This is a genomic window from Streptomyces sp. 2-1 (genome assembly GCF_048564895.1).
Classification (GTDB): domain Bacteria; phylum Actinomycetota; class Actinomycetes; order Streptomycetales; family Streptomycetaceae; genus Streptomyces; species Streptomyces phaeochromogenes.
Genome location: NZ_CP183383.1, coordinates 8,111,213 through 8,136,787, shown reverse-complemented (window position 1 = coordinate 8,136,787; position 25,575 = coordinate 8,111,213). Strand labels below are relative to the sequence as shown.

General features: G+C 69.3%; 20 protein-coding genes. 9 read left to right on the top strand and 11 right to left on the bottom strand.

From position 1 onward, the window contains the following. Positions 1-19: 19 nt before the first annotated feature. Together ACN20J_RS35775 and ACN20J_RS35770 are read right to left on the bottom strand one after the other, a co-directional pair. Positions 20-1,270: a hypothetical protein gene (locus ACN20J_RS35775; protein WP_419667580.1), complete on the bottom strand. Its 1,251-nt coding sequence runs from the start codon at positions 1,268-1,270 to the stop codon at positions 20-22. A 149-nt stretch (positions 1,271-1,419) separates the two neighbouring features. Further along, on the bottom strand, positions 1,420-2,613 hold the full coding sequence (locus ACN20J_RS35770; RefSeq protein ID WP_419667579.1) for a hypothetical protein: 1,194 nt from the start codon (positions 2,611-2,613) through the stop codon (positions 1,420-1,422). 556 nt (positions 2,614-3,169) lie between these two features. On the opposite strand from ACN20J_RS35770, the gene ACN20J_RS35765 reads away from it, so the two are divergent. Next, a complete protein-coding gene (locus ACN20J_RS35765; protein WP_266760814.1) occupies positions 3,170-3,673 on the top strand; it encodes a DUF4365 domain-containing protein in 504 nt (167 codons plus the stop codon). Positions 3,674-4,380: 707 nt separating this feature from the next. After that, on the top strand, positions 4,381-4,809 hold the full coding sequence (locus ACN20J_RS35760) for a hypothetical protein (RefSeq protein ID WP_259333642.1): 429 nt from the start codon (positions 4,381-4,383) through the stop codon (positions 4,807-4,809). A 60-nt stretch (positions 4,810-4,869) separates the two neighbouring features. On the opposite strand, the gene ACN20J_RS35755 is transcribed toward ACN20J_RS35760, so the two are convergent. After that, a complete protein-coding gene (locus ACN20J_RS35755) occupies positions 4,870-5,625 on the bottom strand; it encodes a DUF2637 domain-containing protein (RefSeq protein WP_266760810.1) in 756 nt (251 codons plus the stop codon). Between the two features lie 485 nt (positions 5,626-6,110). Here ACN20J_RS35755 and ACN20J_RS35750 point away from each other — a divergent pair, with 485 nt between their 5' ends. From ACN20J_RS35750 to ACN20J_RS35740, 3 genes are all read left to right on the top strand, one after another. After that, positions 6,111-7,388, top strand: a complete 1,278-nt coding sequence (locus ACN20J_RS35750) for a hypothetical protein (RefSeq protein WP_419667578.1) — start codon at positions 6,111-6,113, stop codon at positions 7,386-7,388. A 113-nt stretch (positions 7,389-7,501) separates the two neighbouring features. Beyond that, positions 7,502-8,947 carry a sensor histidine kinase gene (locus tag ACN20J_RS35745; RefSeq protein WP_419667577.1) on the top strand — a complete coding sequence of 482 codons (1,446 nt, stop codon included), beginning with the start codon at positions 7,502-7,504 and terminating at the stop codon, positions 8,945-8,947. Positions 8,948-8,951: 4 nt separating this feature from the next. Further along, entirely contained in the window at positions 8,952-9,605 is a 654-nt protein-coding gene (locus tag ACN20J_RS35740) for a response regulator (RefSeq protein WP_392785514.1), read from the top strand. Between the two features lie 92 nt (positions 9,606-9,697). Here the strand turns inward: ACN20J_RS35740 and ACN20J_RS35735 are convergent, their stop codons facing one another. Continuing rightward, positions 9,698-10,621, bottom strand: coding sequence for an LLM class F420-dependent oxidoreductase (locus ACN20J_RS35735; protein ID WP_419667576.1), 924 nt, complete (start codon positions 10,619-10,621; stop codon positions 9,698-9,700). A gap of 236 nt (positions 10,622-10,857) precedes the next feature. Between ACN20J_RS35735 and ACN20J_RS35730 the strand changes: the two genes are divergently transcribed. Beyond that, the gene (locus tag ACN20J_RS35730; RefSeq protein WP_361993606.1) at positions 10,858-11,022 is read left to right on the top strand and encodes a hypothetical protein; all 165 of its coding nucleotides are present in this window, start codon (positions 10,858-10,860) and stop codon (positions 11,020-11,022) included. A 148-nt stretch (positions 11,023-11,170) separates the two neighbouring features. Here the strand turns inward: ACN20J_RS35730 and ACN20J_RS35725 are convergent, their stop codons facing one another. The 4 genes from ACN20J_RS35725 to ACN20J_RS35710 form a co-directional block, all read right to left on the bottom strand. Beyond that, entirely contained in the window at positions 11,171-11,632 is a 462-nt protein-coding gene (locus tag ACN20J_RS35725; protein ID WP_189841157.1) for a DUF6099 family protein, read from the bottom strand. Positions 11,633-11,869: 237 nt separating this feature from the next. Next, positions 11,870-12,202 carry a nucleotide pyrophosphohydrolase gene (locus ACN20J_RS35720; RefSeq protein ID WP_189841156.1) on the bottom strand — a complete coding sequence of 111 codons (333 nt, stop codon included), beginning with the start codon at positions 12,200-12,202 and terminating at the stop codon, positions 11,870-11,872. Further along, positions 12,199-13,392, bottom strand: a complete 1,194-nt coding sequence (locus ACN20J_RS35715; protein ID WP_189841155.1) for an ATP-binding protein — start codon at positions 13,390-13,392, stop codon at positions 12,199-12,201. Before ACN20J_RS35715 ends, ACN20J_RS35720 begins: the two co-directional genes overlap by 4 nt. A 150-nt stretch (positions 13,393-13,542) precedes the next feature. Beyond that, the gene (locus ACN20J_RS35710; protein WP_189841154.1) at positions 13,543-13,932 is read right to left on the bottom strand and encodes a cell division protein SepF; all 390 of its coding nucleotides are present in this window, start codon (positions 13,930-13,932) and stop codon (positions 13,543-13,545) included. A gap of 314 nt (positions 13,933-14,246) precedes the next feature. Here ACN20J_RS35710 and ACN20J_RS35705 point away from each other — a divergent pair, with 314 nt between their 5' ends. Beyond that, positions 14,247-18,446, top strand: coding sequence for a molybdopterin-dependent oxidoreductase (locus tag ACN20J_RS35705; RefSeq protein WP_419669017.1), 4,200 nt, complete (start codon positions 14,247-14,249; stop codon positions 18,444-18,446). A gap of 203 nt (positions 18,447-18,649) precedes the next feature. Here the strand turns inward: ACN20J_RS35705 and ACN20J_RS35700 are convergent, their stop codons facing one another. Continuing rightward, the gene (locus ACN20J_RS35700; RefSeq protein ID WP_419667575.1) at positions 18,650-20,194 is read right to left on the bottom strand and encodes an MFS transporter; all 1,545 of its coding nucleotides are present in this window, start codon (positions 20,192-20,194) and stop codon (positions 18,650-18,652) included. A gap of 220 nt (positions 20,195-20,414) precedes the next feature. Here ACN20J_RS35700 and ACN20J_RS35695 point away from each other — a divergent pair, with 220 nt between their 5' ends. After that, on the top strand, positions 20,415-20,870 hold the full coding sequence (locus tag ACN20J_RS35695) for a MarR family winged helix-turn-helix transcriptional regulator (RefSeq protein WP_419667574.1): 456 nt from the start codon (positions 20,415-20,417) through the stop codon (positions 20,868-20,870). A 46-nt stretch (positions 20,871-20,916) separates the two neighbouring features. Here the strand turns inward: ACN20J_RS35695 and ACN20J_RS35690 are convergent, their stop codons facing one another. Continuing rightward, positions 20,917-21,669: an NADPH-dependent F420 reductase gene (locus ACN20J_RS35690; protein WP_419667573.1), complete on the bottom strand. Its 753-nt coding sequence runs from the start codon at positions 21,667-21,669 to the stop codon at positions 20,917-20,919. A 145-nt stretch (positions 21,670-21,814) separates the two neighbouring features. Here ACN20J_RS35690 and ACN20J_RS35685 point away from each other — a divergent pair, with 145 nt between their 5' ends. Continuing rightward, a complete protein-coding gene (locus tag ACN20J_RS35685; protein WP_419667572.1) occupies positions 21,815-22,408 on the top strand; it encodes a TetR/AcrR family transcriptional regulator in 594 nt (197 codons plus the stop codon). A 385-nt stretch (positions 22,409-22,793) separates the two neighbouring features. Here the strand turns inward: ACN20J_RS35685 and ACN20J_RS35680 are convergent, their stop codons facing one another. Continuing rightward, positions 22,794-25,571 carry a pPIWI_RE module domain-containing protein gene (locus ACN20J_RS35680; protein WP_419667571.1) on the bottom strand — a complete coding sequence of 926 codons (2,778 nt, stop codon included), beginning with the start codon at positions 25,569-25,571 and terminating at the stop codon, positions 22,794-22,796. Between the last annotated feature and the right edge of the window lie 4 nt (positions 25,572-25,575).

Here is a 25,575-nt window from a genome sequence, read left to right as displayed (position 1 = left end):
CGGCCACCAGGATCCGCACCTACATGTAGAAGGCGTACCGGGCTTCGGGTTCGTAGGTGTCCGGGAGGTCGCGGAGAATGGCGCCGACTTCGCTGGCGAACCGAACCGTGACTGGTAGCCGTTCGGCGAAGCGCGCGGAATTCCAGTTCATTTTCGTCAGCAGCAGCACCTCACGGAGCAAATCCCGTGCGCTGGAGTCGCCGACATGGTCGGTGATCTGGACCGGCGCCGGCACATGCCCGTGTGGGTAACGGCCAAGCGACGGCACGTACCCGGTGGTGTAAAGATAGCGACGGTCGCCGAGGCTGACGCAGGTGCCGCGAGGCGGCGGATATACACCGTGGCGCATCACGCGCACGCCAGTGGAAGGGGCCAGGGCCACCAGGTCGTACTCGTAGCTGCTGAGGGCGTCCTCAAAGCCCGCGCGTTCCTCCGTGAAGAACCGCGACTGCTTGTGGATGACGATGCGCCGGGGAGTGCGTCCCATGGTCCGCTTGTAGCGGCCGATGACGTCGGAGATCAGCCGGGACGCCTCCTCCGCCGGAAGGTGCGGCCACTTGCCCTTCCACTCGAAGGGGCTGCCTCGCAGCACGAAGGCTTCTCCGTTCTCGGCGAACGCCTGGGCAACGCTCGTACGCATCGCGGATCTTTCCCCGTGCGGACGGTAGAACGTGACCCCCAGGTGACACGTTCCTTCGGCCAGGCCGACCGGGGTCCAGGGGAAGCCGCCAGCCTTGAAGTAGATCGCGGTGAACAAGTTCCACGCGAGGTCGGCGGGGTGTTCGAGGTCGGAGGTATGCACGTCCAGGTCCGACTCGACAGTCTCCTCCTGGAGGAGCTGCGTGCGCAGCCCTCGCTGCATTGCCCGGGCCTTGATTCCGGCACGTAGGTTCCACACTGTCTCCACCCCGCGGTTCCGCTGATGAACGGCCCAGTACCGCTTGGTGATTTCGGTTGGCAGCGTAATGAACACGATGGACGGAGGAGCATCGAGGCTAGCCAGCCTCCGCAGACGGTCGTCGATGACGTCCAGGAGCTGGTTGAAACCATCGAGCCTTCTGATCCGGTCCGCGGTCACGGCCCGGATGTCGGCAGCTGTGATCTTGGCTTCGGGGCCGTCGGTACGCAGCCGGGAGTCGAAGGGACCCTCCGATTGGAAGCCGCAGAAGGGGTGGTGATCGTCGTCGCCGTCGACGCCCTCGGCCGCCCGTGACAGCCAGGCCCGGGCTTTCGCGATGGATTCGGCGGTGCCGATGAATCCGGCGGTCACAGCCGCGGGGTGATTGGGCTGGTCGCGTGACCAGGGGCCTGCCGCGGGGATGCCGACCTTCGGGTCGATGTGCATCAGGTTGCCTGCGAAGGCGAGGTCCGGCTCGTCGACCCACTCGACGCCCAGGTTCAGCGATTTGAGCGCAAGACTCATCGGTCGTCCTCCTTGTGCTCGGCGCCCCAGTCCCATTCCGCATCGTCGATGTCCCACGAACTGGCGAGGGCGTCGATGACGTCGTCCTCATCTCCGCTGTCGAGCATGGTGACGGGATTGAAGCGGTTATCGTCGATGAGTGGCCACTTGGCATCAACCTGCGGGAAGTCGCCGTCGATCGCGATCTTCTGCCGACCGACTTCGAAGACGACCCGCGCGCGGCCGTCGAGCAGGAAGTACCGGAAGAAGTGGACAGCGTCGAAGTAGCCCTCGTTGTACATGCGAGATTTGCGCTTCGTCACCTTGCGACCTACCCGTCGCGGATCCAGCGGTTCCTTCCCGTCCTTCGTGAGATGGAATTCGGGCCGAATGGTCAGCCCCCACACCCCTGTAGCGAATTCCTCGAAGCGAAGCTGCGCCGCGAGATGCCACCACACATCGCGCGGATTACCGAAGCGCTCGCCTTCCTGGCGGACTACCTTCTTGGCGGACTGGTTCCTGCCCGTCTTGGTCTTGGCCTCCACGCGCCGGGTGACTGTCTCGTGGTCCGCCAGGAAGTAGTAGCGGCCGTGAGCACGGTCGTGCTGTATGCCGCGCTTGCGCAGGGCCATGCGAAGAGCCGAGTTCAGCAGCCACACATAGATGTTCCGGTCCTGCGATTCCAGCAGTTCCCCCGCATCCAGGCGCTCTGCGCTCTCAGGTTCGACTACCTGTTTGAACGGCCCGCGGGTATCAACGAGTTCATGAAACGCCCACACCTGGCCGTCGGCCAGTACGAAGGGAAGGACCTGACCGCGCATCGGCCGGGGCAGCCGTTCGATGACTTCCATGGATGTCCTGAACCGTGACTTCGCCCTCCAGATCGAGTCCGGAAGTTCCGAGACGGGCAGCAGCGACACATCCACCGAATCGGTCTCGAACGGTGCGGGCGGCACGCGAAGATCCTTGGCCGCCATCCTCACCTCATGGTCCGCCTTGTACTTGGCAAGGACCTCGACCGAGTAGATCCGGGGGTTCCCGTCCACGATCGCATGATGCGTTCCGCAGAAAAGCGTGAGGTTCTCCACCGCGTCCGGATCGTCCGAGAGCGGAGCCTCTCTCGACCGCGGCCCCTGTCTCCCGACACCGACCAGATGCGCACGCTGTGCCAGCGTCACAGGCTTCTCTCCAGAAGCCTCCTGGTACGTCACGGGATTCGAACACCCTGGGAACGCACACTGATTCCCCGACAACGCGAACAATCGGTTGGTGACCGGTGCTGGGATCTCCTTGCGGCTGTTTGATGCCATGAACCGACTCTAGGTGGAGGCACTGACATCAGTGCCTGCTCCCAGTCCGGCGGCGGGCGCTCTCTCCCGTGTCCCCGCACATCCTGCCGTTCTGGTCTGTACGGGCTCCAGCCTGCGCATATGGGCTGAGTTCCTCCGGCGTCAGTTCACGTGTATTCGGCATCCCCGGAAGCCAGGTCAAGGGGTCTATCGTCGCCGCGTAGTCGCACACCCACACCAACCAGCGTCGGGCCGAGTCGAGAGCAAAGGAACGTGCTGTCCGAGATCAACTGGCCGAACCGCTGCGTGAGGAGGCTGGGCCGTGGCACGAGCACACACCCTTCTACGAACCGGCGCTCCCTCCGCTCGTACGAGGCATCTCATCTTCGCTCGCGAGACGCCCGGCTCGTGCGTGCGGCCCTATTTCCCTGAAGTCTCCCTCCGCTTATTCTCGCGACCATGCCAGGGAGGGGGACCAGTGGCTGCAGAGGCAACGAGCTGGCAGAAGGAGCAAGTCAGCCGTGCCTATGTGCATGTCCTTGCCACCCAGGGTGGCTACACCATCTGCGACTGGAACGTCGACAAGGACGGCGTCGATGTCACCCTGCGCTCACGCGGCTTGATGGTCGACGTCCAGCTCAAGTGCACACAGAGCCCTCGTGTCGTCCGTGGCGGCTACAGCTTCGACCTCGATGTCGAGACGTACGACAAGCTGCGCGACCCGGAGCGCTCCGCCCCGGGCCATCTCGCTCTCCTGATAGTTCCGCCGGACATCGGCTGCTGGGTGACCCATCAGCCGGAGTCGATCGTCCTGGCCTGCCATGGCTACTGGGCGTCCTTACAGGGCATGGGCAAGGCCAACAGCAGCGTCACGACCGCGATCAGCCTCCCGGAGCACCAATCGCTCACCGTGAAGGCTATGAGCACCATGTTCGATGCGGCGCGTCGGCTCCTCAATGGCTTTGCTCGGGAGGTGGACTGAGGTGGTGCACAGTGAGCCCGACTTCGGTCCTGAAGAGATCCGCAGCTATCTCAAGGTCACTGGCTGGACTCCGGTTTCCGGTGGGGATGTCGCGGAACTGTGGAGCCTGCCCGGACCATCCGACGAGGTTGTACTGGTCCCCATGAAGCCAGGAGCCCCGGACTTCGCCAAACGGACCCAGATACTCCTGGCAGACCTGGCACGCATCGAGTCCCAGGACGCACGAACCGTCCATGATGCCGTCGCCACTGTCTTCAACGACGTCACCGATCTCAGAGCCTCCCACCCGTCCCTCAGTGACGGGTCGATCCCCCTCGAGGCCGGATATGAGTTGTTCATCTCCGCAAAGCGCCTACGAGTGGCGTCCGCGGCCGCCACCATCCGACGGCAGGGCCATTTCCGCAACTTCCCCACCCGGGCACGAGAACAGGCAAGGGAAGTCCGGCTGGGGCAGACCCGTCGGGGGTCATACATCGTGCCCATCATCAGCCAGGCACGCTCCCCCGAGGACGTGTACTCCCCCGGTCAGGAGTACATCGAGATCGGGGTGGAGGAAACCCTCTTCGACCGACGCGTCACCGCCACCATGTCCCGCGCCCTCGGCGTGCTCGAGGACATGGCGCGCGGAGCGGGATCCCACCCCCAGCGAGATCACCGATTCCATCGGCGAAGGCGTCTCCTACGAGCTGTGCCAAGCCCTCAGCAAAGTGGTGAACGTAGATTCCGTCGGCTCCCTCGACGTCTCCTTCAATTGGTCCCGGGTCGCCGCGCCGCCACCCGGCACTCCCCCGCAGGTGGAATTCAACCGCGCAGCGATCGACATCGTGGACCGCGTGTCCGCGCAGTTGAAAACCCGCGTCTACACAAGCCGGCACCTGATCTACGGAATCGTCACCGACCTCAGTCGCCATCCAGAGGACGAAACCGGCCGGGTAGGTGTCCAAACACTGATCAATCGACGAAGCAGGACCGTATGGATGGACCTGCCCGACAGCGCCTACCACACTGCAGTCCGCTGCCACGACGCAGGCATCCCCGTCCGCGTCCAAGGCGCACTCACCAGCCCACCCGGCGGCCATGCCACGATGGAAGTGGACGACTTCGGACCCGACCCCTCACTCGGCTCGGAGCAATAAGGAGCTGCCGACTGTTCAAGTAACAGCCGCTCCAGCCTCTCGGGAAGACAGTGCGTCTGCTCACGTGCCTGCCCTCGGTGCTGGCCCTTCGTCACCGTTTCCGTCTCGCCCAGCCCTCCTCACGAGAGCAGTCAGCTGCCTCGACCGACGGGCCCCGACGTGCAGCTCCTTGCGCAGCGTCTCAGCGGAAACAGGCCGCTCATGCAGCTCTCGGTGCCGGGCGTCAAGCGTCCGAGCCCTAGCCAGCAATGGATCGTCCGACTCATCCGGACGCTCGCTTCGCAAAGGATCATCTCCATCCAGTAGGCGCCCAGTCCTCGCAACCATGCGATCGACCGGGCGGTGGACGAGAAGCTCCACCGACAGCAACAGCGCAACAGGGGGCCATCCAGCCACCAGAACCGGCTTCCAACCCAGATCCGGAGCTGCCGCGATGTTCGCCGCCAACGACACCGCAATCCCCAAAAAGAACGCCGACCAGATCGCACCCCTAGCCCGGCGCGTGCGGAGCTGAGAGGGTTTCAGCAGTCCCACCGTCGCAAGAAGCAGCAGTCCATCCACCGACAGCGGCCACAACGCAGCACTGACCGCATCCGCCCCGCCCTGCAGAGCGAACTCCCGCTGATGCACATACGAGGCGTACGCAGCGACGCCGGCAACCACGAGGGCACACAAGTGCCGAATCAACTCGTCGAGTTCGAAGCCCCCGCTCCGGGCGGTTCTTTCCTCGGGTCCCGTCGCATCACCCATCAGACCCACCACCGCCCGGCACAGCGCGAAGGGGTCCTTCGCCTTCTGTGCCCTCCACGTGGGCATCAGCAGCCGATCCGACGAACCGTCCCAGTGCACAACGAGTGCACACTTCCACAGGAACTCCCGGGAACTCCCAGGTAGAAGGGGGAAGCCGATCCCCAGGGAAAATGGCCCTCACCGGGCCATACGACCAGGTCAGAGGCCTAACAGCAGGCCAGACCGGCTGTACGTCAGGAACACGGTGGTCTGCCTCGAAACGTCTTTCAGAACCGCTTCTGAACTGCGGAAATCGGGGGTGCCGCGGTCCGGCACCGTGCACAACGTACAGCCAACCTCTTCGGAGAAGTCAGGCATTTTCCGTCCTCCACGTAGGCAGGCGAGCGGCACGCGGGCGGTACGTGGGCCGTACGTGGACGACGTCCGGGCCGATCGGACCGGATGCCTGGCCGGTCGGACCGGGAGCTTGGCCGGTCGGCCGACGCGGTGGGGTGCGGTGTCCGTCTAGCGTCGGTCTCGTCCGGTACACCGCAGCCCGAGGGGAACGTTCGATGCACCAGCGACCGACGACCGGAGCACCCGCCGACGCCACCGCCATGGCCACGTCGGCCGCATTGGCCGGAGCGCCCGCGGAGTTCGAGCTCGACGTCATGGACCTGCTCGTGGAGGCACTGCGCGACGCGGTCAGGTCCGAGTCACCGGCCGTGGGCACCGAGAACCTGCTGTCCGCGCTGGTGATGGGTGAGACGGACGCCGGTTCGGCGATAGCGCCCGGCATGCGAAAGGCCGGCTCGCTCAGCGGTCTGGTCTCGGGCCGGGCCGGCAGCGGTGGGGCGGCCTGGGCGAACGACGACGGATACGGCAGCACAGCGGTGGACGCCACCGCCGAGGACGAGGCCGAGGTCGACGCCGCCTGGCGCGAGGCACAGTGGCGCCTCGGGCTCAAGTCCGGCGAATCGCGTGGCTCGCGCAAGGCGAAGGAACCGGTCGGCGAGAGCGACCGGCCGCTGCCCGGGATGACCGACGCGACGCGGATGTGCCTGCTGCTCGCGCTCGGGTCGGCCCGCACCGAAGGGACGATCGCGGTGCGCTGCCGGCACGTTGCGCGGGCCCTGCTGAACCTGCCGGCGAGCCGCGCCCGGGAAGCACTGGTCGTGGAGCGGCTGGACCTGGCCGCCGCGGCCACGGCACTCGACGCACTGGACGCGAGGGCCTCGGCGGAGACCGAGGGACCGGAATCCCGTGGCGTCCTGCTTCTCCGCCGGGCCGGCACGCTGGGCAAGAGCGGCAACCGCCTGTCGCGGGCGTTCACGTCGTGGACCGCCGGGTCGTCCATCTACGGCTCACCGGTGGTGTTCGCGGTGAGCGTCGAGGCCGCACGGCAGGTGGCACGGTACGGGCGCGGCAGGACGGAACCCGTGGACCTCCTGCTGGGAATCCTGGCCCTGGACCGGGCTTTGGCCGTCGCCGGACGGTCACTGCCCGAGGAGCTGGCATCCGTCAGCACAGCCGCCGAACTCCTGCGCCGGCACGGCGTACGGCACGGGTCCCTGGCCCGTGCCGCGACCATCGACGCGCCGGCCGGCGGCCTCGACCAGACACATCTCTCCGACTCCGCCCAGCAGGTCAGGGCGGCGGCCCAGCTCATCGCCGCCGAACAGGGTTCGCCCACGGTCGGTACGGTCCACCTGCTGGCCGCGCTGCTCGAAGCACCCGCGGTCGACGCGGAGGCAGGGGACGAGGGCCGGACGGTCGGACGCCTGCTGGCCGCCGAGCGGGTGGACACCGCCGCGTTGCGGGCGGAGCTGGGCCCGCGGCCGGGCGCGTGACATCGCGGAAGGACCGCCGGGGAGCGGCCTTCCCTGGCGCGGCTACCGTTCCTTCCGGCGGATCCGTGCCGCGCGGATCCGTGATGCCGGGGGCAGAGGCGAGCATGAGTCAAGTGACGGAAGAAGAACGGCAGTTGCCCGGACCGCGGCGGCGCGGGCCGAGCGACGCGGCACGGCGGTTGCGCCGCGAGGCGGCCGAGATCCGGGCCGCGGTACGGGCCGTTCCACGCCGTACGGTCGTCGCCGAGTCACTGGTGTGCGCCCTGGCGGCGGCCTTCGGGCTGATCCCGCTGCTGCTGATACCGCCGGACCGGCCGGTCCTCGCGGTGCTGGAGGCGTTGTGGGCGGCGCTGCTGGTCGCCGCGCGGCGCGGCCGGCCGGTCGCCGCGGTCCTGGGCGCCTTTCCGCTGCTGGCAGGTGCCAATGTATGGGTGCTGGCGGTGGTACCGCTGATCGTGTTGTCCGCCACCCGCCGTATCGCGCCGCCGCGGCGTGCGTGGCGGATCGTCGGAGTGGCCTGCGCCGCGCTCGGCGGACTGACCGTCGCCGTGGGCCTGTTCAGGTGGGAGACCCTGCCGATGATGCTGGCGGAGAACGCCGTCTCCGCCGTACTCCTCCTGCTGCTCCCCACCCTGGCCGGCACGATGCTGGGTCGGCGACGGCCCCTGGTCGACCTGCTGCGAGAGCGCAACGCCTATCTGGAACAGACCCGTACGCTGACCGCCGCGGCGGCTCGGATGGAGGAACGGACCCGGATCGCACGGGAGATGCACGACCTCCTGGGCCACCGGCTGAGCCTGATCTCGGTGCACGCCGGGGCACTTGAACTCGCCGCCGCACGCCAGGCCCCTCCGCTGGCCGGACAAGTGGAGCTGCTGCGCACGACCGCGGGTACGGCCATGGAGGAGCTCCGCGAGATCCTCGGCGTCCTGCGGCACGCGGACCTGTCGGACGAGACCGGGGTCGACCGGGGAACGTACGAGGACATCACCGATCTGGTGACCCAGTCCCGGCAGACGGGTGGTGGCCCGGTCGAGTTGGTCTGGTCGGTCCCCGACACGGTCGAGGTGGGCGCCCGGGTCCGGCAGGCGATCCACCGGGTGGTCCGCGAAGGGCTGACGAACGTGCTCAAGCACGCGTCCGGCGCGCCCACCCTGGTGGAGGTCAAAGGCACGGACGCGGGGATCGAGGTGTACGTCACCAACGGGGTGCCGCGTGTGCCGGGCGACTCCCAGGGCGGAACTAGCAGCGGGCTGGCCGGACTTCAGGAGCGGATCTCGTTGCTCGGCGGCACGTTCGGGGCGGGTGCCCTGCCGGACGGCGGCTTCCGCGTGACGGCGTGGCTGCCGTCCCAGCAGTCCCTTCCGTCCCAGCCACCCCAACCATCCCTGCTGTCCCAGCCGTCCCACGCGACGAACGGGCCGGGGTCCAACTCCCCCTTGTCGGCCCAGACCCTGACCTGGCCGCGCGTCCTCGGTGCCGGCTGCACGGCGGTGCTCGTGGTCCTGCCCACGGCGGGCTTCCTGATCGTCCTGCTGGTGATGGCGGCCCTAGGATGAGCTGATGATCCGAGTGCTGGTCGCCGACGACGAGGCGCTGATGCGCGTCGGAATCCGGCTGATCCTGGAGAACGCCGACGACATCGAGGTCGTGGCCGAAGCGGGCGACGGCCTGGAGGCTGCCGCGGCCTGCCGCACCCAGGACATCGACGTCGCCCTGCTCGACATCCAGATGCCGACCAGGGACGGCATCGCGGCCGCCGAGGACATCGCCCGGCTCTCGCCCCGTACGTGTGTGGTGATGCTGACGGCGTTCGGCGAGGAGGCGAGCGTGACGCGGGCCCTGCGGGCCGGGGCGAGCGGGTTCCTCCTCAAGGACACCGGCCCCGCCGAACTGATCCGCGCCGTGCAGCTCGCCGCGAAGGGCGAACCGGTCCTCGCGCCCCGGATCACCCGCCAACTCCTCGAACGGCACGTGCGGTCCGGCCGTGACACCGAGGCCGCCCTGCGCAGGACCGAGGAACTGACCCCGGCCGAACGGGATGTCCTGCGGCTGCTCGGCACGGGCCTGTCCAACGCGGAGATCGCCGACCAGCTGTACATGAGCGCCGGCACGGTCAAGGCCCACATCAGCCGGATCCTGACCCGCACCGGCTGCGCCAACCGCGTCCAGGCAGCGGTCCTGGCCCATGACGCGGGGTTGCTGGCCGACTGCTGAGGTCCGGCCGAAAAGCTTCCGTCGGCCAGGGACCGGGGCGAACCCACGACAGTCACCGGCCGACGGACCACGGGGGTGCGGCGACCGCCCGGTTACCGCAGCTGGGACTGCACCTGGGACGAGATCAGCTCCAGGTGCTCCAGATCGTCCAGGTCGAGGATCTGGAGGTAGACCCGCTGGGAACCGGCCTCCGCGTACCGGCCGATCCTCTCGACGACCTCGCCCGGGGTACCGGCGAGCCCGTTCGCCTTCAGCTCGTCCACCTCGCGGCCGATCGCGGCGGCGCGGCGGGCGACCTCCGCGTCGTCCTTGCCCACGCAGGCGACGAGCGCGTTGGAGTAGACGAGATCGGTGCCCTTGCGGCCGATCGCCTCCGCCGCCGCCCGCACCCGGCCGAACTGGCGCTCGCTGTCCTCGATCGACGCGAACGGCATGTTGAACTCGTCGGCGTAACGGCCCGCGAGGCGCGGGGTACGGCTGGCACCGTGGCCGCCGATGAGCACCGGCACCTTGGACTGGGCCGGCTTGGGCAGCGCGGGCGAGTCGGTGAGCTGGTAGTACGTGCCGTCGTAGCTGAAGGTCTCGCCGACCTTCGTCTCCCACAGCCCGGTGACGATCGCCAGCTGCTCCTCCAGGCGGGCGAACTTCTCCTTCGGGAAGGGGATGCCGTACGCCTTGTGCTCCTCCTCGAACCAGCCCGCGCCCAGGCCCAGTTCGACACGGCCGCCGGACATCTGGTCGACCTGGGCGACCTGGATCGCCAGGACGCCGGGCAGACGGAACGTACCGGCGGTCATCAGTGTGCCGAGGCGGATGCGCTTGGTCTCGCGGGCGAGTCCGGCGAGGGTGATCCAGGCGTCCGTGGGGCCCGGGAGGCCGTCCGCGGAACCCATGCGGAGGTAGTGGTCGGAGCGGAAAAAGGCGTCGAAGCCGAGGTCTTCGGTGGCCTTGGCGACAGCGAGAAGGGTGTCGTAGGTGGCGCCCTGCTGGGGCTCGGTGAAGATTCGAAGATCCATGCCTCCATCCTGCACGGTCGAACGTCGGTCAACCGCATCGGTCCCGCCGGTCCTCCGCGTCCCCGGTCGGGTGAAAATCCGTCAACCGTGTGCCTGGGGCGAGAGCGCGCCAGTGACCCGCCTGGGCGGTGATCGTTGGCTCGGGCGGAGCCGGACCGCCCGGCACCCGTCGCCGGCGGTCGGCCGGTGCGTTGCTGGTTCTCCCCGTGGGGAGGGCGAAGGCCGAGGAGGCCGTCATGTCCCAGGAAGCCGTTCCGTCGTCGCAGCCCAAGGGTTTGCTGCAGCAGATGGAGGAGCTGATGGCGGCGCTCAACGCGGACCTGTCCCAACTCGACGCGGATTTCCAACAGTCCGCCGAACGCCCGGCCCCGGCCCCGGCCGAGGGGCCCGACCGCGCCTGATCTGTGCGGGTTGGCTGTAGCTGGCCGCGCAGTTCCCCGCGCCCCTGGGTACTTCAGCCCCTCCGGCGTTTGAGGAGCGGGGGTTCGGGGGCGGAGCCCCTGAGGAAGTGACGGGAATGGGTAGGGGCGGCGGGGGCGAAGAAAACCCCTACCCCGCCGCCGCCCCCTGATCCCGCACCGCAAGTCTTCGGAGCATCTCCAGCACCCGATCCCGGGACTCGTCCGCCGCGTCGATCGCTTCCATGCACTGCCAGTACGTCCCCTCGTCACTGGCGGCGCAGGCTATCCCGACGAGCGCTATCCCGACCTCACCGAGCAGCCCCCCGAGGTCGAGCAGAGCGACACGCGCATCCCCGAGCTCGGTGAGCTGAGCGGCCCGCAGCCTCCCCACATCGAGCACCGGCGCACCCAGCACCCCGCACCCCCGCCCCGCCAACTCGGTCAACCCCAGCGCCTCGCCCCGTAATTCGGGCGGCCCGGACACCGCCAGCCGACTGCCTATCGCCTGGGCGAGGGCCTGCGCCTGCCAGGCCTCCGCCATGATCCCGGGAGCGTCCGCACTCCCCATCAGGGCACACCTGCTCGCGCTGATGAGCCGCACCGCGTCCATCCGCTGACCCCGTCTGTCCCGACGCGCTCTTCACACGCCTGCCCGAACTCCGCCTGTCCACTACCCAGAGTGAAGTGCTTCGGGACGAAAAGCCAGAGGAAGCCTGAAATCTGTGGACACGGAATTGATTGTGGACAGATCAATAACTCCGGAGAGTGACAAACGGGGTCTTCAAGTCCCTTTCCGGGGGCACCTCATGGACAACAAGCGAGCGTCAACCGGGAGTCAAACGGACGATCACGACCCCTCCCCCACCGGAAACCTCCGTTCATTCCGGTCGATCTTCGCATCGAGCGCCTCAAGGACATCGATACCGAGCACCTCGCACACCTGCAGCAAGTACGCGAGCACGTCGGCGACTTCGTCCGTCACCCGGGAGGCCCGCTCCGGGTCGTCCATCACCCGGGCCGACTCCTCGGGCGTCAACCACTGGAAGATCTCGACGAGTTCGGACGCCTCTACGCTGAGCGCGGCGACGAGGTTCTTGGGCGTGTGGTACTTCTGCCAGTTCCGCGCCGCCGCGAACTCGGCCAGCCTGCGCTGCAACATCGGCACATCAAGTTCGGTCACGGCTCAAGGTCTACCACCGTCACCCCACCCACCCCCGCCGCCCAGGACGCGTCGCTCACGGCCCCCACCAGCCGGATGTGCCCGCGCTCGCACATCCGCGCCGCCAGCCGTACGAGCCCCTCCCGCTGCCGTACGTCCAGATCGCGGTCGAAGCCGTCGGCGAGGACGGTGAGCGTCTGCAGTGCCGCGGGCACCTCTCCCGCCGTGTCGACCTCCAGCACGCCAGGCCCGGTGAGCAGCACCAGGGACAGCGCGAGGTACCTCAACTCCCCGTCCCCCAGCCTCCCGAGCGGTGTGCGCAGCCCGTCGCCCCGGTCGAGCAGCGCCTGGACCGTCCCATCGATCCCGCCGATTCCACCGATCCTGCCGACCTCGCCGGGCTGCCGCTCGGCCAACAGGTCACGGACCGGCCCCGCGCAGCCCGCCCGCAGCGCGTCGACCAGCAGCCCGTGCCGGCGCCCGCACTCCGCCCGCGTACGCCACAGCACTTCGGCGAGGTTGCCGCAGCCGCGCAGCAGCCGTCCCGCGCCCAGCGGCACCGCCGCCCGCATCGAGCGGGGCAGCGGGTCGCAGGCGAAGACCGACCGCAGGGCGACCACCATCTGCTCGGCGGCGGCGAGGACCTGGCGCTGGCCGTCCGTCTTCCCGGCGACGCGGAGCGGCAGGAGCGGCGTGCCGAGACGGTCGTCGGGCAGGGGAGCCCGGGTCACCAGGGACGAGCCCGCCGTGTGCCAGGCCGCCTGCACGGAACGTCGGCTCGGGTCGCGCAGGGCGGTCTCCAGCAGGGTCAGCCCGCCGACCGTCAACCGCTCGCCCACGATGCGCAGTTCGGGCTCGGCCTGCACGGCGACGTCGAGCCGTACGGGACCCTCGGGGCCGTCCGCCGTGCAGCCGATGCGGAAGCCGCGCCGCCGCTGGGCGTCGGGGCGGGCCCGCTCAGGCACGCACGCGACCGGGTCCGGGAACACCTCGTCCAGTTCGGCGCCGCCACCGAGCCGGGCGAGTGCCTCGTACGCCCGCAGGGCACTGGATTTGCCGCTGCCGCTGGGGCCGGCGAAGAGGCTGAGCGGTCCGAGCGGGAATCCGGCGCGGCGGTGCGCGGCGAACGCGGTGAGCCGCAGTTCGACGACGCTCGGCCGGTCCGGACGCGCCTCGGCCTGCGCGCGAGCCTCGGGAGATAACGCGGTCATATCCGGACGGTAGGGCTCCGCGACCAGGCGGAACCGTTTCGTCCGCGAAACCTTCCTACGAACGGGGTACCGGATCGAGGATTGACACCCCCGAATCACGCCCATGCGTCACACCCCAGGAGCCGCACTCCGGAAGTCAGACCCCTCCTGTCACACCCCGGGAATCCCCGCCCCCTCCATCAGCCCGCGCACCTCGGTTCCTGGTGGCGTGAGCAGGAAGACGTTCCGGTCGACCCGGTGCATCCCGCTCGCGAGGCCGAAGACGACACCCGTACTGAAGTCGAGTACGCGCTTGGCGACGTCCGTCTCCGCGCTGGTGAGGTCCAGGAGGACCGGGATCCCGGCCATCAGGGTCTCGGCGACCTCGCGGGCGTCCGCAAAGATATTGACCCGGAGCACCACGAAACGGCGTCGCGCCTCGGTCTCCGCCTCCGGTATCGCCCGGTGGCCGACCGCCGAGGGCCAGGCGTCGCGACCACGCAGCGGTACGACCTGGGCGAGTCCTTCCCACTGTTCATCGGTGACGTCGTGGCTGTTCACCGGTTCCCCCCGACCTGACTCGCACTGATTGCCTGCACCGGGCAATTCTTGCGCATGATCACCCGTTCGGCCCAATGCGACACGGTCCGGGGCGGACCGTCCCTCCCGGGAACCCCTCACATCGCGCCGACGGCGGCTGTGTGTCGCGCGTAACTCCTCGTGATCACGTCACGTGACACAGGCGTAACGGGCAATTCGTACGCTCATGCACCGAGGTTCCCCTCGAAACGGCCGGAGAAAGGCAGCGTGTGAGCGCCACCACCCCCACGTCGCAGGTACGTACGGTCTGCTCGTACTGCGGTGTGGGCTGCGGAATGGTCCTCGACATCGGGATGGGCCCGGACGGACGGCGTACGGTCCTGAAGGCGTCCGGGGACAAGGCTCACCCCGCGAATTTCGGCCGGCTCTGCACGAAGGGCGCGACCACGGCCGACATGCTCGCCGCGCCGGGCCGGCTGGCCACCGCCCTCGTACGGGACGACCGCGGGGCGGAGCCGGTGCCGGCGCCCGTGGTCTCGGCGATCGCCGAGACCGCGCGGCGGCTGCGGGCGGTCATCGACGAGCACGGTCCCGACGCCTTCGCCTTCTATGTCTCGGGGCAGATGAGCCTGGAGGCCCAGTACCTGGCGAACAAGCTGGCCAAGGGCTTCGTACGGACGAACCAGATCGAGTCGAACTCGCGGCTGTGCATGGCGAGCGCGGGAGCCGGATACAAGCTGTCGCTCGGGGCCGACGGGCCGCCCGGCTCGTACCAGGACTTCGAGAAGGCGGACGTCTTCCTCGTCATCGGCTCGAACATGGCCGACTGCCATCCGATTCTGTTCCTGCGGATGATGGACCGGGTGAAGTCGGCGGGCGCGAAGGTGATCGTCGTCGATCCACGGCGCACCGCCACCGCCGACAAGGCCGATCTGTACCTGCGGATCAAGCCGGGGACGGACCTGGCCCTGCTGAACGGGCTGCTCCACCTGCTCCACGAGAACGGGCACACGGATCCCGACTTCATCGCGGCTCACACCGAGGGCTGGGAGGACATGCCCGGCTTCCTCGCCGACTACCCGCCCGCCGCCGTCGCGGAGATCACCGGCATCCCGGAGGACGACATCCGTGAGGCCGCGCGGCTGATCGGCGAAGCGGGCGAGTGGATGAGCCTGTGGACCATGGGCCTCAACCAGTCCACACACGGCACCTGGAACACGAACGCGCTGGTCAACCTGCATCTCGCCACCGGTGCGATCTGCCGTCCGGGGTCCGGGCCCTTCTCGCTCACCGGGCAGCCCAATGCCATGGGCGGCCGGGAGATGGGGTACATGGGGCCCGGTCTGCCCGGGCAGCGGTCGGTGCTCGTCGACGACGAGCGTGCCTTCGTCGAAGAACTGTGGGAGCTGCCGCCCGACACCCTCCGCAAGGACGGGGTCGGCAAGGGCACGGTCGAGATGTTCCAGAAGATGGCCGACGGCGAGATCAAGGCCTGCTGGATCATCTGCACCAACCCCGTCGCGTCGGTGGCCAACCGCCGGACCGTCATCGAGGGTCTTGAGGCCGCCGAGTTCGTCGTCACGCAGGACGTCTTCGCCGAGACCGAGACCAACGCGTACGCCGATGTCGTACTCCCCGGTGCCATGTGGACCGAGACCGAGGGCGTCCTCATCAACAGCGAGCGCAACCTCACGCTCGCCCGGGCCGCCGTCGAGCCGCCCGGCGAGGCGCTCGCGGACTGGCAGCTCATCGCGCGGGTCGCGTGCGCGATGGGGTACGAGAAGGGGTTCTCGTACGAGAGCGCGGAGGAGATCTTCGAGGAGATCAAGCGCGCGTGGAACCCGAAGACCGGGTGGGATCTGCGGGGCGTGACGTACGAGCGGCTGCGGGAGACGTCCGTGCAGTGGCCGGCGGGGAGGGAGGACGGGGCCGATCGGAATCCGATCCGGTATGTGGGTTCCGTGGGTTCCGTGGGCGGGGGCTCCGCGGATGGGGATTCCGATGGCGTCGGCGCCGTGGCCGGGGACTCCGTGGGTGGGGGGCCTGTTTTTCCTACGGCCAGTGGGCGGGCCGTGTTTCACGCCCGGCCGCATCTGCCCGCCGCCGAGATGCCCGACGACGACTTTCCCTTCGTGCTGAACACCGGGCGGCTCCAGCATCAGTGGCACACGCTGACCAAGACGGGGCGGGTGGCCAAGCTCAACAAGCTCGATCCCGGGCCGTTCGTGGAGGTGCATCCGGAGGACGCCGCGGTGCTCGGCGTGGCCGAGGGCGACCGGGTCGAGGTCGCCTCGCGGCGGGGGCGGGCCGTGCTGCCCGCTGTGGTGACGGACCGGGTGCAGGTGGGGGGTCTGTTCGCGCCGTTCCACTGGAACGACCTGTTCGGTGAGTATCTGAGCGTCAATGCCGTCACCAGTGACGCCGTTGATCCTGTGTCGTTCCAGCCGGAGTTGAAGGTGTGTGCGGTTTCGGTGGTGAGGGTTTCTTCCCCCGCGCCGCCCCTTCCCGAAAGCGGGGCGCTGCCGCGGGCCCCGTTGGGGGCGCTGCCCCCAGGCCCCCGCTCCTCGAACGCCGGAGGGGCTGAGATTGCCGGTGGCTCCGGAGGGGCTGAGTCGGCCGGGCTCCCGGGAACAGCAGGAGCCGGCGACGTCTTCGGCCTCGCCCCCGCCCCTCCCCCCGTCCTCACCGCCCAGGAACGCCAGTACCTCACCGGGTTCCTCGCCGGGCTTCCCGCGGGCGCCCCGGGTGTGCCCGTGCTGCCGCCGGACGCGCCCTTCAGCCCTGACCACGCCCTGTGGGTGAACGGTGTCCTCGCCGGGATGTACTCGCGATCAGCGGAGACCTCGCGAGACCCGGCCACGCCCCTCCGCGAGGTCGTCGTCCTCTGGGCCTCGCAGACCGGTAACGCCGAGGAGTTCGCGGTCGCGGCGGCCGAGCGGATCACCGCGACCGGGCACCGGGCGACGCTCCTCGGGATGGACGACGCCGACCCTCGCGCGCTGCCGCCGGGGGCGGATCTGCTGCTGATCACGAGCACGTTCGGCGACGGAGACGCGCCCGACAACGGCTCCGGTTTCTGGGCGACGCTGGCCGATTCCGAGCCGCCGCGCATGGACGGCGTGCGCTTTGCCGTACTGGCCCTCGGCGACTCCTCGTACGACGACTTCTGCGGGCATGGCCGCCGACTCGACCGGCGGCTGGACGAGTTGGGCGGGGTGCGGCTGGCTCCGCGTACGGACTGCGAGCCGGACTACGAGCCCTCCGCGCGGGCCTGGCTCGACCAGGTGCTCACCGCGCTCGTACCCGCTCAGCAGGGGCAGACGCCCGCTCCCGCCCCGGCTCCGAACGCGAGTGGGAATGGGAGTGGGAGTACAGGTACGGGTGCGGGTGCGCGTGCGCCTTCGGCGGCACGGAAGGCCGCCCCCGTCACCGCCCGGCTCACCGGCAACCGGCTGCTCAGCCTGCCCGGCGCGGGAAAGGAGGTCCGCAGGTTCACCTTCGACACACGGGACTGCGAGACCCCGCTGACGTACGAGGCCGGGGACGCGCTCGGAGTCCGGCCGGTCAACTCCCCCGCCCTGGTGGAGGAATGGCTGGGGGTGGCCGGGCTGGACGCCTCAACGACCGTCGATGTGAACGGAGTTGGCCACACCTCTCTGGCCGACGCGCTGGGCCGGCATCTCGACATCACCAGGATCACCCCGGACCTGCTCCGCTTCGTGGCTGAACGTACCGGTGACAACCGGGAGTTGAAGAGGCTGCTGCGCCCGGACAACAAGGACGGGCTGGCCAAGTGGAGTTGGGGACGGCAGGCCGTCGACGTCATCGCCGAGCACCCTGTGCGGGCGAGCGCCCAGGAGTGGGCCGGGGTCCTGAAACGGCTCCAACCACGCCTGTACTCCATATCGTCCAGCCCGCTCGTCGACCCGCACCTCGTGTCGCTGACGGTGTCCGTCGTGCGGTACGAGAGCCTCGGCGGACAGGTCCGGGGCGGTGTCTGCTCACCGTTCCTCGCCGACGCCGAACCGGGCACGCCGGTACCGGTGTTCGTACAGCGGTCCCCGCATTTCAGGCCCCCTGCGGATCCGGCGACCCCGATGGTGATGGTCGGGCCCGGCACCGGGGTCGCGCCGTTCGTCGGCTTCCTCCAGGAACGGCAGGCCCTCGGCCACCGGGCGCCCAACTGGCTGTTCTTCGGCGAGCAGCACCGGGCAACCGACTTCTACTACGAGGACGAGCTGACGGCCTTCCTCGACGACGGCACCCTCACCCGCCTGGACACGGCGTTCTCCCGCGACCGGCGCGCCAAGGTCTACGTCCAGGACCGGATGCGCGAGCACGGACCGGAACTGTGGTCCTGGCTCCAGAGCGGCGCCCGCTTCTACGTCTGCGGTGACGCCTCCCGCATGGCCAAGGACGTCGACCGGGCCCTCCGGGACATCGCCGTCACCCACGGCGGTCTGAGCGAGACCGAGGCCGCCACGTACGTAAAGCAACTCGCAGCGGAGAAGCGGTACGTGCGGGACGTCTACTGACGGTTCCTCAGGGGCGGCTTCAGCGCGCCACGGTGTACGCATCCGGTTGCGGGCCTTCGCGGGGGCGCCGATGACGCTGTCGAGCACGGACGTATGGGTCGAGCCCTGACCTTGGGAGAGGTCAGGGCTCGGCTGTGGGAGTCAGGATCCGGCCGCCGGGATCAGGTCGCTGTAGGCCGTGATCGAGTCACTGTGAGCTGTGGTCAGGCCTTGGCCTCGGCCGTCTCGGGGGCCGCGTCCGGTGCCGTGCCGGGCTCCGGATCGGCGGCGGCCTTCGGCACCGGGATGAAGAAGGCGACGGCCGCGGCCACGAGGGCGACACCGGAGCCGATCAGCATGGCGACCCGGAACCCGTCCTCGGACGGCAGGGCGAACCCGCCGAAGTCCGTGGTCATCTGGGCCAGTACCACCGCCATCACGGCGGCCGACACAGAGCTGCCGATCGAGCGCATCAGCGTGTTGAAGCTGTTGGCGGAGGCGGTCTCCGACTGGGGCACCGCGCTCATGATGAGGGCCGGCATGGCGCCGTACGCGAAGCCGACACCCGTGTTGGCGACGATGGTCACGGCGAGCAGGCCCAGGGGCGAGTCGGTGCCGATCATCGGCAGGGAGATGCCGTAGCCGAGGGAGATGATCAGGGCGCCGATGGTCAGGGTGACCTTGGGGCCGCGGGCGGCCGAGACCTTGGCGCCGATCGGCGACATCACCATCATCATCAGGCCGGCAGGGGCCATCCACAGGCCCATGGCCAGCATCGACTGGCCCAGTCCGTAGCCGGTGGCCTCGGGCAGCTGGAGGAGCTGGGGCACGACCAGCGACTGGGCGTACATCGAGAAGCCGACCAGGATCGAGGCGATGTTCGTCATCAGGACCTGCGGGCGGGCGGTCACCCGGAGGTCGACCAGCGGCTCACGCGTCCGCAGCTCCCACCAGCCCCAGGCCAGCAGGACGACGACCGAGGCGCCGAGCAGTCCGAGGGTGGTGCCGCTTCCCCATCCCCAGTCGGCACCCTTGGAGACGCCGAGGAGCAGACAGACGAGCCCGACGCCCAGACCGGCCGCGCCGAGCAGGTCGAAGCTGTTGCCCGCGGCGGTGTTCGCCCGGCCTACGGGCACGACGAACCAGATCAGCGTGCCGACCGCGAGGGCCAGGGCGGCGACGACCCAGAACAGCACGCGCCAGCTGGTGTTCTCGGCGATCGCCGCGGAGAACGGCAGACCGAGCGCACCGCCCACGCCCATGGACGCGCTCATGATCGCGATGGACGAGCCCAGCTTCTCCTTCGGCACCACGTCACGCAGGAGGCTGATGCCCAGGGGCACCACGCCCATGCCGAGGCCCTGCAGACCGCGTCCGGTGATCATCGGGATCACCGAGGAGGACAGGGCACAGACGATCGAGCCCACGACGAGCGGTATCAGCGAGGCCAGGAGCATGCGCCGCTTGCCGTACATGTCGCCGAGGCGTCCCGCGACGGGCGTCGCCACCGCCGCGGCGAGCAGCGTGGCGGTGATCACCCACGAGGCGTTCGAGGCACTGGTGTCGAGCAGCTTCGGCAGGTCACCGATCAGCGGCACGACCAGCGTCTGCGTGAGCGCGGCCACGATGCCCGCGAAGGCGAGGATGCCGACGACACCGCGTGAACGGGCCTCGGCCTTGGGACTGTCAGGACTTTCCACGGGGGGCTCTCCCTCTTGCGCTTCCGGATCACGGCGGGCGCGACGCACTGCACGGCAGGAATGCGGCATGCATAGAATGTGCATCGTACATGCCGAGTGCATCATGCATATCGCTCGCGGTGCCGCCCCCACCCGACGATGCAGCGCGGTGCGATGCAGTGCGGTGCAGCGAGCTGTAATGCGGTGCGGTGCAGTTCCCTGCCGTGCCGTGCCGCGCCGCGCCGCGCGAACCAGGAGGGGGACGCCCCAGCAGCCCCAGAACGCCGATCCAGGAGCCGAGGACCCCCGCATGGACAAGCCGACGCCCCTGATCGAGTTCGAGGCCATGCTGCTCGGACGCCACATCCACCTGCTCACCCCGCACGCACGGGGCCTGGACGGGCGGCTCGACCGCAGCGCCTATCTCCTGCTCAGCCGCATCCGGGCGGAGGGGCCGATGTCCATCGGCCGCCTCAGCGCCGCCTTCGGCCTGGACGTCTCCACCCTCAACCGCCAGACCGCCGCCATGCTGCGCGCCGGCGTCGTGGAACGCATCCCCGACCCGGACGGGGGCGTCGCCCGCAAGTTCGCCATCACCGCCGAGGGCGAGCGACGCCTGGCCGCCGACCGCGCCGAGAACATCCGGGGCCTGGAGACGGTCATGGCCGACTGGACTCCCGAGGAGGTCACCGAGTTCGCGACCCTGCTCAGCCGCCTGAACCGAGACGTCGAACGTTACGACGGGCGGCCGTGGCCGAGGAGTTGAGATCAGGGGTGCCCCGTATCCCGTTCCCCTCCCGAGGCTGCCGGACTCAGCGCCTGGGGACGGCCGAGGGAGGACCGCCCACCGGACCGGGGACTGCGGCGTCCGTGAGCTCCTTCACCCGGGCGGCGGAAACCGGAACGCCAGGGGTCTCGAAGAACCAGCGTCCGGTCCCCTCCGGACTCAGCCCCTCGGGCCGCTCCGCCATGTACGGCTGGACGTAGACCGGGGCGTTGGGCTCGCTGCGCCAACTGTCGGCGAGGACGCCGATGTCGACCGCGTCGTAGCCGAGGACGTCGAGGAGCCGGGCCACGTCCGCCTTGGCGCCCGGGTCGTCACCGGCGACGGGCAGGGCGCTGCGGTCGGCGGCACCGGCGGGCCGCGCGCTGGTGAACAGGCGCCGGAAGTCGATGTTGTTGAACGCCTTGACCAGACGCGCACCCTCCAGATGCCGCTGCACGAGAGCGCTGGAGGTCAGCTCGCCCGAGTCCAGCTCGGCGATGCGGCCGTCGCGGTCCGGGTAGTAGTTCATCGTGTCGATCACCGTCCGGCCCGCCAGGGCTTCCACGGGCAACCGGTCGTAGGCGCGCAGCGGAACGGTGGCCACCACCAGGTCACCGGCCCGCGCGGCTTCGGCGGGCAGGGCGGCACGGGCCCGCGCGCCAAGCTCGTCGACTAGGTCGGCGAGGGTGTCCGGGCCACGCGAGTTGCTCACGACGACGTTCAGTCCAGCGGCGACGGCGAGCCGGGCCAGCGCTCCGCCGATCATGCCCGTGCCGATGAATCCAAGGGTCTGGGTCACGGTGCCGGATCTCCCATTCGATGAGTATCAATAGCAATCGCTGACACATAAGTGACACTTGAGCTCACGACTGAAACTCAGTGTCATACACGCAACCAAGACTCTCTCCTGCGATCCAGAGTCGGTCAAGCAGTACGATCACGGGGTGAGTGGAGCGGCGCGTACGAACACGCGAGACATCGCCAGGGCGGCCGTGCGGGCCGAACTGGCCCAGGTGGCCTTCGAGTTGTTCCGCCAGGAGGGCTTCGCCAAGGTCACCCTCGACGACCTGGCGGCGGCTGCCGGGGTGTCCCGCAGCACCTTTCTGCGCTACTTCGGCACCAAGGAGGACGCGGTCCTCGGCGCCTTCAACGCCCACGGCACCCAGGTCGCCGACGCCCTACGGGCCCGCCCCGCCGACGAGGACGACTGGACGGCCCTGCGCCGCGCGCTGGACACAGTCATCGAGCGCTACCGCCTTGACCCGGCGGGCTCGCTGGAGATGACACGCCTCGTACAGGACACCCCGGCCCTGTGCGCCCGCCAACTGGAGAAGCAACACGGCTGGCGCCCGGCCCTGACCGAAGCCCTCGCCGAGCGCGACGGCTCCTCCCGGTCCACGACACTGATCCGATCCGTACGGGCCGCCGCCGCCCTGGACTGCCTGAACGTCGCCCTGGACCACTGGACGGCCTCCAACGGCCATCTAGACCTGGTCGACCTCCTGGACGAGGCCTTCACGGCACTCGCACCACACTGAGCGCGACGCACTCGCCGAACGCACGCCACGACGGCGGCTACAAGAATCCCGGGGTCAGCCGGTTCAGCGGTTCAGGCACCCTTCGAAACGGGCTCCAGAATCGCTCCACACTCCACACGATGAGTCGTCGGAAGCATGTCCCCCGGGTGAGTTCAGAAGAAACCGCAGGTCAGGCGCAATCTCTCGTCTCCGTCTGAGGCCACCAGGCGCGCAGAGCGTCAGACGAGCGTCACGGCGGTGAAAACAATGGCGCGCGGTGATCCCAACAAGGAGTGCCCCAGACACCGTCAACCGTGGCCAGGTTCAGCCTTTGGCACTGACACGAGGGAACAATGATTCCTATCAGCATCGGTCGTTGGGACTCCCCGTACAGGCGGCACCTCTTTCACGGAGCGGATGACGTGCTCCCCTCCCCTTTCATTCGGGCCACCGGAAGCACGTACTCACCGGCGAGACGCGCCAAGTGCAGCGGGAGGGGCCGGGCGAGCGGCGGATAGTCGTCTTGGTAGCGCAGCTGGTGCGTGAGCGTCGCCCACTCCGCCGGCCGGTCAGGCAGGTCCCCTTCACGCCCCGAGTCCGCCAGTGCCTTCTCCGACAGGCAGCCGAGCACGGTGATCTCCAGCTGCCCGGGGTTCCAGGCCGACTTTCCGGGTGCTGTCCGGCCCTGTGCCGTGGGCGCCAGCTTCATGAGTCCCTTCGGCAGTTTCGCCACCGTGTGCGGCTTCGAGGCCGTACTCGCGAAGACACGGCTCTCCGTCTCCGCCGTCCCCCACACGCCCTCGGCGAAGCCGACGCTGCCCTTGGCGTCATGGGCATACCACTCCGCTACTTCCTCCCGCGCATTGGCGTCCCGTACGAGCACCACCCGCAGGTCGTCGCCGTAGAGCGTGTGGCGCTGGGCGGGTTCAGTGCCGAAGCCGAGCATGTCGCGGGCCAGTTCACCGTTGCGCAGGCCGGGCCAGCACTGGCGCAGATTGCCCGCGTCCGCCAGCAGGAGCGTCGGGCGGTCGCGGAGCTGGAAGAGCAGTGCGCGGATCTGCCGCTCGATCTCCCGCTGCCTGTGCTGCTCCACGCCCGGGAGGGCACCGGGCCGGAGCCCTCCCCGGGCGGCTACGCCATCGCCAGGGCCACCTGTATCAGCCTCCTTCTCCTTCCCGGTCTCCGCCACTGGTTCCACTGCCTGGGAGAGCAGCAGCAACAGCTTCGGGTACGGCACCCATTCGGCGCGCTCGGCGTCCCACCCCTCGATGACGCCCGGTCCTCCGTCCCCGGGGCGGACCCGCACCGCGACCAGCCGATGGACGGGGCACCGCGTGGGCCCCTTCCTGGTGTGGCGTACGAGCCAGAGCGCCACGTACTGGAGGTCGCCGGGAACTCCGGCCCCCACTCGGTGAGCGGGCGGACTAATCGCACCGAGCTGTCGAAAGGCGTCCAGCCAGGTCCACTTGGCCCGGTGCTCCAGGCCGCTGTCGGTATCGTCGGGCAGGTTGACGAACTGGCTCAGCCGGTCCTGCCGCGCCGAGGCGATGCGCAGCGCATGCTTGGGGTCGGAGTCGGGGACGGCGGCGAAGCGCTCCTTGCCGGCGATCTCCATGATCACGACTCCGGCCGCGTCGAGACGCGGGACCACTCGGTCCGCCACAAGTCGGCAGCGCCCTTCGACGGCTTCGGCCAGCCGGACGGCCCTGGGGCGCCTGCGCTCCCGGGAGACCTGCAGAGCGTCGGCCAGGGGCCCCGCGGGCCGGGCTCGTACGCGGATCTCGACCCCCTCACCCCGCCACCGCCAGGTGTCGTCATCGGCCGGCCCCATGCTCTCCCCGGGAGGGAAGCCGATGAGCTTCGGCAGTTCCGCGAGCAGCGCGGCACGGGTTTCCGGGGACTGCCAGAAGACATCGATCTCCAGGGGACGGCCGTTGAGTACGCGTGCCAGCGCCACCCGCCGCTGCAGGGCCAGCTGCGTGTCCCGGACGCCCGGACCACGTCCGGCTCCCGAACGAGGCAGCAATGAGGGGGTGTTGCTCCGGGTGACCCGCGTAAGGTCGGGGATCCGGCTCAGCACGGGGCGCAGCCCGTCCTCGACCCAGGCGTCCAGATCCGCCCGCTCCTGTGGCATCAACCCGGGTCCGACCTCGTGCGGGCCGATCGACGGGTGGTAGACGATGCCGGCGGCCACGTCACCGGACCCGTTGATCCAGCGTTCCGGGTGGGAGAAGAGCGCCTCGGGTTGCGGGTAGTTGCGTACGATGTCCAGCTCGGGCAAGAGCGGTGCGGGGCTGTGGTGGCGCCAGGCCAGTTCCTTCAGCCGCCGGTCGTAGCCGAGGGTGTTCACCATCAACCGGTGGCTCCGGTCCGGCCCTCCCGGCCATGGCAGCGGAGCGTCGAGCAGAACGGTCGCGCCGCCGAGCTGGTGGGGGCGTACGTCCAGCTGGGTGGACCACCGGCGTACCTGCGAGGACACGTGGACGCGGAACCGTGGGGCGAACGGCACGGTGTGGACGGTGATGTTGAGGCAAGCCGAGTAGTACCAGGTCTTTCCGCGGCGCTCGTATCGCTGCGGCGGCCAGGAGACGAGTCGCGCGCCGTTGCCCGAGCTCTCGACACGGAAGTGGAGTGTGGTGCCCCCGGTGCGGAACGTCCGGGCGGCCAGCCGGAAGGCGACCCACTCGGGCAGCAGGCCGTAGAGCCGTGCGGCGGGTTCGGCAGTTCCGCCCGCCGAGGTCACGGTCTCGGTGAGGTCGACCGATTCAGCCTCCCAATGTGGCAGTTGGACGGCCTCGGCCGGGTCGTCGGAGCGGAGCCGCTCCTCCAGGTCGGCGCCTTCGGTGTCGTCCTCCTCCCGGTACATGCCCGTCGCCCAAGTGCCGATCACCGGGGCCAGCACATCCGGCGGGACAGCTTCCCGAGCGTAGAGCCACGGCAGGCGGCCGTCCGTTCCGGCGTTGCGGCCGGTCGCGATGACGCCGGGGGCCATCGCCTGGAGCAGGGAGTTGAGCCTGCGCACGGGGAGCCGATCGGGGCGGACGGGGCCCTTGTCGGCCTCGGCGTGCATCCTGGTGAGCTCGGTGTGCAACTCCTCGCCGAGCCGCAGCACACTCATCTCCTCCCGCCACGGTCCATGGAGCGGGTCGGGTTCGTAAGCCGCGTTGCGAATGGTGGGATACACGAAA

What these genes read in the sequence shown, in the direction of transcription:
- ACN20J_RS35755 (WP_266760810.1), bottom strand. Translation starts at nt 5,625, where the DNA reads ATGCCCACGTGGAGGGCACAGAAGGCGAAGGACCCCTTCGCGCTGTGC.
- ACN20J_RS35750 (WP_419667578.1), top strand. Translation starts at nt 6,111, where the DNA reads ATGCACCAGCGACCGACGACCGGAGCACCCGCCGACGCCACCGCCATG.
- ACN20J_RS35740 (WP_392785514.1), top strand. Translation starts at nt 8,952, where the DNA reads ATGATCCGAGTGCTGGTCGCCGACGACGAGGCGCTGATGCGCGTCGGA.
- ACN20J_RS35735 (WP_419667576.1), bottom strand. Translation starts at nt 10,621, where the DNA reads ATGGATCTTCGAATCTTCACCGAGCCCCAGCAGGGCGCCACCTACGAC.
- ACN20J_RS35730 (WP_361993606.1), top strand. Translation starts at nt 10,858, where the DNA reads ATGTCCCAGGAAGCCGTTCCGTCGTCGCAGCCCAAGGGTTTGCTGCAG.
- ACN20J_RS35725 (WP_189841157.1), bottom strand. Translation starts at nt 11,632, where the DNA reads ATGGACGCGGTGCGGCTCATCAGCGCGAGCAGGTGTGCCCTGATGGGG.
- ACN20J_RS35715 (WP_189841155.1), bottom strand. Translation starts at nt 13,392, where the DNA reads ATGACCGCGTTATCTCCCGAGGCTCGCGCGCAGGCCGAGGCGCGTCCG.
- ACN20J_RS35705 (WP_419669017.1), top strand. Translation starts at nt 14,247, where the DNA reads ATGGTCCTCGACATCGGGATGGGCCCGGACGGACGGCGTACGGTCCTG.
- ACN20J_RS35700 (WP_419667575.1), bottom strand. Translation starts at nt 20,194, where the DNA reads ATGCCGCATTCCTGCCGTGCAGTGCGTCGCGCCCGCCGTGATCCGGAA.
- ACN20J_RS35695 (WP_419667574.1), top strand. Translation starts at nt 20,415, where the DNA reads ATGGACAAGCCGACGCCCCTGATCGAGTTCGAGGCCATGCTGCTCGGA.